Origin of the sequence: Micromonospora globispora (genome assembly GCF_003857015.1) — a bacterium.
Classification (GTDB): domain Bacteria; phylum Actinomycetota; class Actinomycetes; order Mycobacteriales; family Micromonosporaceae; genus Micromonospora; species Micromonospora globispora.
Window position 1 is genome coordinate 1 of record NZ_QGGF01000484.1, and the last position, 8,146, is coordinate 8,146.

At 73.0% G+C, this 8,146-nt stretch carries 9 protein-coding genes, 1 pseudogene and 1 riboswitch; of the genes and pseudogenes, 5 read left to right on the forward strand and 5 right to left on the reverse strand.

Annotated elements, in window-relative coordinates:
• Window positions 1-165: 165 nt before the first annotated feature.
• The 5 genes from DKL51_RS25930 to DKL51_RS25945 all read left to right on the forward strand — a co-directional run bounded on the left by DKL51_RS25930 (window position 166) and on the right by DKL51_RS25945 (window position 4,620).
• Complete coding sequence (locus DKL51_RS25930; protein ID WP_109944758.1) at window positions 166-1,755, forward strand: NAD(P)/FAD-dependent oxidoreductase; 1,590 nt, start codon at window positions 166-168, stop codon at window positions 1,753-1,755.
• Window positions 1,756-1,810: 55 nt separating this feature from the next.
• Window positions 1,811-1,921, forward strand: a riboswitch (SAM riboswitch).
• A gap of 32 nt (window positions 1,922-1,953) precedes the next feature.
• The gene (locus DKL51_RS36690; protein WP_260428676.1) at window positions 1,954-2,085 is read left to right on the forward strand and encodes a putative leader peptide; all 132 of its coding nucleotides are present in this window, start codon (window positions 1,954-1,956) and stop codon (window positions 2,083-2,085) included.
• 106 nt (window positions 2,086-2,191) lie between these two features.
• Window positions 2,192-3,049, forward strand: a complete 858-nt coding sequence (locus DKL51_RS25935; protein ID WP_109944757.1) for an ABC transporter substrate-binding protein — start codon at window positions 2,192-2,194, stop codon at window positions 3,047-3,049.
• 36 nt (window positions 3,050-3,085) lie between these two features.
• Complete coding sequence (locus DKL51_RS25940; protein WP_109944756.1) at window positions 3,086-3,877, forward strand: amino acid ABC transporter permease; 792 nt, start codon at window positions 3,086-3,088, stop codon at window positions 3,875-3,877.
• A complete protein-coding gene (locus DKL51_RS25945) occupies window positions 3,874-4,620 on the forward strand; it encodes an amino acid ABC transporter ATP-binding protein (RefSeq protein ID WP_109944755.1) in 747 nt (248 codons plus the stop codon). Before DKL51_RS25940 ends, DKL51_RS25945 begins: the two co-directional genes overlap by 4 nt.
• A 132-nt stretch (window positions 4,621-4,752) precedes the next feature.
• Here the strand turns inward: DKL51_RS25945 and DKL51_RS25950 are convergent, their stop codons facing one another.
• The 5 genes and pseudogenes from DKL51_RS25950 to DKL51_RS36695 all read right to left on the reverse strand — a co-directional run.
• Complete coding sequence (locus DKL51_RS25950; RefSeq protein ID WP_109944754.1) at window positions 4,753-5,445, reverse strand: RibD family protein; 693 nt, start codon at window positions 5,443-5,445, stop codon at window positions 4,753-4,755.
• Window positions 5,438-6,097: a GTP cyclohydrolase II gene (locus DKL51_RS25955; RefSeq protein WP_165823102.1), complete on the reverse strand. Its 660-nt coding sequence runs from the start codon at window positions 6,095-6,097 to the stop codon at window positions 5,438-5,440. The genes DKL51_RS25950 and DKL51_RS25955 overlap by 8 nt, the downstream gene beginning before the upstream one ends.
• 66 nt (window positions 6,098-6,163) lie before the next feature.
• Window positions 6,164-7,117: a lysylphosphatidylglycerol synthase domain-containing protein gene (locus tag DKL51_RS25960; protein ID WP_109944759.1), complete on the reverse strand. Its 954-nt coding sequence runs from the start codon at window positions 7,115-7,117 to the stop codon at window positions 6,164-6,166.
• Window positions 7,118-7,187: 70 nt separating this feature from the next.
• Window positions 7,188-8,003: a methyltransferase domain-containing protein gene (locus tag DKL51_RS25965; protein WP_109944753.1), complete on the reverse strand. Its 816-nt coding sequence runs from the start codon at window positions 8,001-8,003 to the stop codon at window positions 7,188-7,190.
• Window positions 8,000-8,146: pseudogene (locus DKL51_RS36695) on the reverse strand (glycosyltransferase family 1 protein); the annotation flags it as partial. The pseudogene DKL51_RS36695 and the gene DKL51_RS25965, both read right to left, overlap by 4 nt.

The following is an 8,146-nucleotide window of genomic DNA, read 5'->3' on the forward strand; positions in this document are numbered from 1 at the left end:
GTTCCGCGCCGGTTGACACCTGACCTGCCGGTTCCGCCCGCCGCATCCGGGTGAGCGGGACGGCCCGGTGCCGGGCACAATCCCCGGGACGGAAGGTGAGTTCGTGCGCAGGGCGGGTAAGGGCGCTGCCGCATCGACAGGCTGGCGACGGGGGGCTCGGGCAGCATGGCTGACAACAACGGCACCGTGGTCGTCGGGGCGGGGCCAGCGGGTCTGACGGCGGCGTACGAGCTGCTCCGGCACGGCGAGCGGGTGCGCGTCTACGAGGCCGACGACGTGGTCGGCGGGATCAGCCGCACCGTCGAGCGGGACGGCTGGCGGTTCGACATCGGCGGGCACCGGTTCTTCACCAAGGTCTCCCGTGTCGAGGCGTTCTGGCACGAGATCCTGCCCGACGAGGACTTCCTGCTGCGGCCGCGGATGAGCCGGATCTACTACCGGGGCGCGCTCTACGACTACCCGCTCAACGCCGGCAACGCACTGCGCAACCTGGGCATCGTGGAGGCGGTGCGCTGCGTCGGGTCGTACGGACGGGCGCGGCTGCGGCCACCGAAGGACCAGTCGCACTTCGAGGGCTGGGTGTCGGCCCGGTTCGGCTGGCGGCTGTACTCGAAGTTCTTCAAGACCTACACCGAGAAGGTATGGGGAATGCCGGCCGACCAGTTGCAGGCCGACTGGGCCGCGCAGCGGATCAAGAACCTGTCGCTGTCGACGGCCGTGCTCAACGCGCTGCTCCCCCGGCGCAACCGCAAGGACGTGACCAGCCTGATCGAGGAGTTCCAGTACCCGAAGTTCGGCCCCGGAATGATGTGGGAGCGCTGCACCGAGCAGGTGGAGAAGCTCGGCGGTTCGGTGCGTACCGGCACCTGGGTGACCGCGGTGCACCGGGACCCGGCGACCCACCGCGCGACCGGCGTGACGGTCGCCGACGGGGACGGGGAACGGACCGAGCCGGCGGACCACGTGGTGTCGTCGATGCCGATCTCCGCGTTGGTGCACGCCATGCGCCCGGCCGCCCCGCCCGAGGTGCGGGCCGCCGCTGACGACCTGCGGTACCGCGACTTCCTGACCGTCGCGCTGGTCGTCCCCGAGGAGTTCTCCTTCCCGGACAACTGGATCTATGTGCACGACCCGGCCGCCAAGGTGGGGCGGATCCAGAACTTCGGCTCCTGGTCGCCGTACCTGGTCAAAGACGGGCGCACCTGTCTGGGGCTGGAGTACTTCGTCTTCGAGGACGACGAGATGTGGCGCCGGCCGGACGCGGAACTGGTCGCGCTCGCCACCGAGGAACTGGAGCGGCTCGGCCTGGTCCGGTCCGGCTGCGTGGAGGCCGGCTACGTGGTCCGGATGCCCAAGGCGTACCCGGTGTACGACGAGCGGTACCAGCACAACGTCGACGTGATCCGGGACTGGCTGGCCCGCGAGGTGCCGAACGTGCACCCGGTCGGGCGTAACGGCATGCACCGCTACAACAACCAGGACCACTCGATGCTCACCGCGATGCTGACCGCGGAGAACATCGCGCACGACGCCGGCCACGACGTCTGGACGGTCAACGTCGAGCAGGACTACCACGAGCAGAAGTCGTCCCCGGCGGGCAGCCGGCACGGCACCGGCCGGGACGCGCCGATCATGCCCGCCCGCCCCGAGGGCAATGGCCACCGCCTGGTCCGCGAGCTGCGCGAGGGCCCGGCCGGCGCCGGTACGCCGCCCCTGACCAGCCCCGAACCGCGGGCCGGTAAGGCGCGCGCGTGAGGGTGGTCATAACGGCTGGACGGCCCGGGCCACCCTGCTGCTAGCCTTCTCGGCAGGTCATGAGCGCCAGCGCCAAGCCCCGGCTCGCTGGCCGGCAACCCTCCTCCGCGGTGGGGTGCCCCGGGTGAGGACCAGGCACCGGCAGCCCCCGGTGCAAGCGTGGCCTGGTACCCAGGTCATCACCGACCAGAGGGAACCATGTCTGCTCAACTCCGCGCCCCGCTCGTCGACGACGTCGCCCGGCTGACCGGCTTCACGCTCGTCAAGCGCCGCCACGTCGACCTGATGCGGGTGTGCAGCGCGGGCTGTCGCCGCGCCGACGCGCGCTGAGCGCCACCCCACCCCTTTCTCGATCCACCCATCCGGCACGCCCGCTCCCCGGGCGCTGCCGTCGGCGGCGTGCGCCCGCGCCGCCCGCCCGATCATGGAGAAAACTGTGCGATTCCTTCCCGCCCTGACCCGCGTCGCCGCGCTCGGCGCCGCCGCCGTGCTCGCCGCCACCGGCCTCACCGCCTGCGGCGACAACGGCTCCACCAGCGAGGCCGCCAACCCGTACGGCCTGCTCCAGCCCGGTGTGCTGCGGGCCGGCACGCTCACCGACGCGCCGCCGAACGTGTACCTGAAGGACGGCAAGTTCACCGGCTTCGACAACGACCTGCTCACCGCGGTGGCCGGCAAGGTCGGCCTGAAGGTGGAGTTCGTCGGCACCGACTTCTCCGCGCTGCTTTCGCAGGTCAACAACCACAAGTTCGACGTGGGCAGCTCGTCCATCACCATCACCGAGGCGCGGAAGAAGACCGTCGACTTCGGCAACGGCTACGACTTCGGCTACTTCGGACTCGACGTGCCGGCCGGCTCGTCGATCACCGGCTTCGACCAGCTCGCCGGCAAGCGGGTGGTCGTCGTGCAGGGCACCGTCCAGGACGACTACGCCACCCGCGAGAACCTCAACCCGGTGCGGGTGCCCGACTACAACGGCGCGATCAACCAGCTCAAGGCCGGCACCGCCGACGCCTGGATCGCTCCGGCCGAGATCGGCGACAAGTCCGCCGGGGACAGCGGCGGCAAGATCACCGTGGCGGCCAAGCAGCTCAGCCCCGCCCCGACCGCGTACGCGGTGGCCAAGGGGAACGACAAGCTGCGCGAGGCGCTGAACAAGGGCCTCGACGAGGTGATCGCCGACGGCACCTGGAGCAAGCTGCAGGCGCAGTATTACCCGGGCCGGCCGATCCCGGCCGACTTCAAGCCGGGCAGCGGCACGGTTCCCGTGCCGTCGGCCTCGGCGGCTTCCTGACCCGAAGCAACGGACACGAGCAGGGCGGACGGTGACATGGATCCACTGAGCACTCTCTGGGAGACCTTCTTCGACTGGGACTCCATGCGGCAGGCGTTGCCGGAGATGCTGACGGTCGGGTTGCCCAACACGCTGATCCTGGCGGTCACCGCCGCCCTGCTCGGTTCGGTGCTGGGCATGCTGCTGGCCGTCGCCGGCATCTCGCGTACCCGATGGTTGCGCTGGCCGGCACGGGTCTACACGGATGTGTTCCGGGGTCTGCCGGCGGCGGCGACGATCCTGCTGATCGGCGTCGGCCTGGCGCCGCTCGGGATGCAGGTGTGGGGGCCGAACCCCTATCCACTGGGGATCCTCGCGCTGTCGCTGATCGCCGCCGCCTACATCGGGGAGATCTTCCGCTCCGGCATCCAGAGCGTCGAGGCGGCCCAGATGGAGGGCGCCCGGGCGCTCGGCTTCTCCTGGGGCGAGGCGATGCGGCTGGTCATCATCCCGCAGGGCGTACGCCGGGTGCTGCCGGCCTGGGTCAACCAGCTGATCGCCCTGATCAAGGACTCCAGCCTGGTCTACTTCCTCGGGCTGGTGGCCAGCCAGCGGGAGCTGTTCCGGATCGGCCAGGACCACGCCGCGACCACCGGCAACGAGTCGGCGCTGCTGCTGGCCGGCCTCTTCTACCTGGCGCTGACCATCCCGCTGACCCACGCGGTCAACGCGATCGACCGCCGGCTGCGCCAGGGCCGGACCGGCGCCGTCGACCCCGACGATGACGCCGGCCTGGCGCTGGCCGGCGAGACCGCGCTGCCCACGACCGGACGGAAGGACCCGCGATGAGCACCACCACGACCGCCACCTCGGTCAGCCTGGCGGTCCGCGACGTGCACCTCGCCTTCGGCGCCAACCGGGTGCTGCGCGGCGTGGACCTGGACGTGGCCCGGGGCGGCACGGCCTGCGTGATCGGCCCGTCCGGATCCGGGAAGTCCACCCTGCTGCGCACCATCAACCGGCTGATCGAGCCGGACCGCGGGGACGTGCTGCTGGACGGCCGCAGCGTGCTGCACGACGACCCGGACCAGCTGCGCCAGCGGGTCGGCATGGTGTTCCAGCAGTTCAACCTCTTCCCGCACATGAGCGTGCTGCGCAACATCACCCTGGCGCTGCGCCGGATCCGCAAGCTCGGCGAGGACGAGGCGGCGCAGGTCGCGCGTACCCAACTGGAGCTGGTCGGGCTGGCCGAGAAGGCGGACGCCCGACCCGCGCACCTCTCCGGCGGCCAGCAGCAGCGGGTGGCGATCGCCCGCGCCCTGGCCCTGCAGCCGCAGGTGATGCTCTTCGACGAGGCCACCTCGGCGCTGGACCCCGAGCTGGTCAAGGACGTGCTCGGCGTGATGGCGGACCTCTCCGCCGCCGGCATGACGATGGTGGTGGTGACCCACGAGATGGGCTTCGCCCGCGAGGTCGCCGACACAGTGGCCTTCATGGACCGCGGCGTGGTCCTCGAAGCCGGGGAGCCGGCCGCCATCTTCTCCTCGCCGGAGCACCCGCGGCTGCGCCGCTTCCTCTCCCAGGTGCTCTGATCCCCTCGGCCGCCGCCGGCGCGAACTGTCCCGTTACGAGGATCAACTTCCCGGGTAGAAGGTCGTTGCCGGACATCCGCGTCGATCCCTCAGGCCCGGGCGGGGCAGGCGCAGCCGGCGCCGGCACCTCGGTCAGGGCGACGGGCAGCGGTCGGAGAGGGCGTACCGGGTCAGCACCACGTCGTCGATCTGGCGTACCTCCAGCACCCGCGCCCGCCGGCCGGGATGCCAGGGGAACCGGCCGTCCCGGACGAAGCGCGGCGCCCGGCAGTCCCCGACGAAGAACGGCGCGACCACCAGGTGCAGCTCGTCGGCGAGACCGGCGGTGAGGAACTGGCAGTGCACCGTGCCGCCGCCCTCCACCATCAGCCGGCGTACGCCCCGGTCGGCCAGGTCGGCCAGCACCGCCTCCGGATCGACCGGCTCACCGGCGTCCACCACGGTGGCCACGTCACCCAGGCGTTCCCGGGTCTTCTCCAGTGCGGTGGTCGGGCAGTAGACCAGCTTCGCGCCGTCCCCCATCGCGAAGAAGCGGGCCGTCGGGTCGAGGTCACCGCTGCCGGTGACGGTCACCTTGAGCGGCGACGGCGGCAGCCCGCGCGCCACCCGCTCGGCCCGGCGCCGCTCAGAGCGCACCAGCAGCCGCGGGTCGTCCCGGCGCACGGTGCCGGCGCCGACCATGATGGCGTCGCAACCGGCGCGGACGGCGTCGACCCGGTCGAGGTCCTCGGCGTTGGAGAGCAGCAGCCGCTCCGCCGACGCGTCGTCGATGTAGCCGTCGATCGACATCGCGCAACTGAGCAGGACGTACGGGCGCTCAGTCACGGACGAGAGGGAGGTCGAGGGCGTGGTCGGCACGGCTTACCTTCGCCGCGAGATAGCCGGCGTTGGCCGGGGACAGGTGCACGGCCGTGGTCACCTGGTCGGCCACCGTCACGCCCAGCCGGTCGAGCTGAGCGGCCTTGTCCGGGTTGTTGCTGAACAGGGCGACCCGGGACACGCCGAGCGCGGCGAGCATCTGGGCGGCCACCGTGTAGTCCCGCTCGTCGGCGCCCCGGCCCAGGGCCAGGTTCGCCTCGTAGGTGTCCAGGCCCGCGTCCTGGAGGGCGTACGCGTCGATCTTGGCGTACAGGCCGATGCCCCGGCCCTCCTGGCGCAGGTAGAGCAGGAACCCGCCGGCTTCCGTGATCCGCTCGACGGCCTCCCGCAGTTGCGGCCCGCAGTCGCAGCGCTGGCTGCCGAAGACGTCCCCGGTCAGGCACTCGCTGTGCGGCCGGACCAGGGGTGGGGCGCCGATCGCCTGCCGGTCCACGGCGGCGGCCCAGTCGCCGAGGCCGAACGCGAGATGCTCCCGGCCGTCCACCAGGCCGCGGAACGAGAAGACCCGGGCGGTGGTGGCGTATCCGTCGGGGAACCGCAGCGGGACCGTGACCTCGTTCCGAACTGTCGCCACCGGCAGCGCTTCATCCACGTCCATAGTTCTCCTCTGTCCGGGGCTGCCGGACGCGCCGGCAGGGCAGACCTCGATCCACCGTAGGCGCGATCAGCCGTTCCTGCCGCCCGTCGGTGTGCGGTAGCGGCACAGGAGCAGTACGGCCGCCCCGGGCAGGCTGGCGACGAGGACCAGGGCGCCGTACACGGTGGCGGCGGCCACCCCCTGCGCGGCGGTCAGCCCGGCGGCGGCGAACGCCCAGGCGGCCACGCCCTCGCGCGGGCCGAAACCGGCCACGTTGGCCGGCAGTCCCATGGCCAGCAGGGACAGCAACGTCAACGGCACCAGCCGGGACAGCGGCACGTCGGCGCCGGCCGTACGCGCCGCCACCACGAAGGTGGCCAGGTGGCCGGTCACCACCACCGCGGAGGCCAGCAGCACGCCGAGCCAGGTACGCCGGCCGAGCAGCGCGGCGCGGACGTCGGTCACGGCGGTACGCAGTGCCCGGGCCCGCCGGGACGGGCCGGACCGGGGCACCGCCCGGGCCAGCAGGGTCAGGCCGAGCGCGGCGGCCAGCAGTACCGCGATCACCGCCGGCAGGTACCGCCGGACCGGCGACGGGAGCGCCAGCAGGACGACCGCCGCGACGACGAGCTGGACGACCTGCCCGGCGGTCCGTTCCCACACCACCGCGCGGATGCCGCGGCTGACGTCGCCGGCGTCCCTCCCGTGCCGCACCGCGCGGTGCACGTCGCCGAGCACCCCGCCGGGCAGGGTCGAGTTGAGGAAGACCGCTCGGTAGCAGTGCGCCACCGCGGTGCCGATCGGCAGCCGGACGCCCAGGCCGCCGGCGACCAGCGCCCACCGCCAGGCGCAGCAGACGGTGGTGACCAGGCCGATGGCGAGGGCCGCGGCGAGCGCCGGGCCGTCGATCAGGCGCAGCCCGGCGAGGAACGGCCCGGTACCCAGCCACCAGACCAGGGCGGCGAGCAGGCCGGCGCCGGCGAGCGCCCGGAGGACGGCCCACGGTGCCCGGGCGGCCGCGGCCGACGCGAGTGGTGCGATCGTCGCCTGTGCCAACCGTCCTCCCCTGGCCGTCCGTCCACCTGGTTCACGTACGGAGGCGCCGGCCGGTTCAGCCTCCGGCCAGCAGGTCGGTGTGCTGCAGTACCACTCGCAGCCGGCCGTCCGCCGCCTCGGCCAGCCTCCGCCGCCGGTACGCCCCGGCCGGGCCGGCCAGCTCCGGCCGCTGCTCGCAGGCGGCGTCGACCCATCCGGTCAACCACTCGGCGGTCAGCGCCGCCTGGTCCGGGCCGAGCCGCCACGGGCTGGACCGGACCTGGACGTCGATGCCGTGCCGGGCGAACGCTGTGCTGGTGGCCTGCACCCCGTCCGGTCCGAGCAGGGTCCGGCCGTGGACGGTACGCCGCTGGTGCGCGTTGAACGCCTCGGCCAACTCCGCGTCGAGCGGGTCGGCCGGGGTGAACTCCACCCGCCCGATCACGGAGAGCATGAAAAGCGTCGGACGTCCGGCGCAGGCGGTGACCACCCGCTCGATCTCGTCGGCGGTCAGCATGTCGAGCAGCGCGGAGGCGGTGACCAGGCTGGCGTCGGCCAGGTCGGCCGCGGTCAGCCGGGTGATGTCGGAGCGCCGGGTCTCGACGGTGACCGAGCTGCCGTCGGCCGCGGCGTCCACCATGTCGGCCGCGGCGCGGTGCAGCAGGTCGGCATCCCGGTCGTGCAGGATCCAGCGCTGCGGGCCGGGCAGCAGCGGCGCCAGCCAGCGGGCCATCGAGCCGGTGCCGCTGCCCAGGTCGTGGACGACCACCGGTCGCGCGGCGGGCAGCCGGTCGCGAACCGCGTCGACCAGCTCGGTGGAGCGTGCCGCCGCGTCGGCAGGCTCCCGGAGTCGCAGCCAGTCCGCGAAGTCCGGCGGAAGTGGATCGGTCATGCCGCCGTCGCCTCCTTCAACGCCGCCGCCAGTCGGTCGGAGGTGACCGCCCAGTCGGTGAGGGTGCTGCGCCGGTCGCGGGCCGACCGGCGCAGCCGGTCGCGCAGCCCGGCGTCGGTGAGCCACCGCCGCAGCGCGCCGGC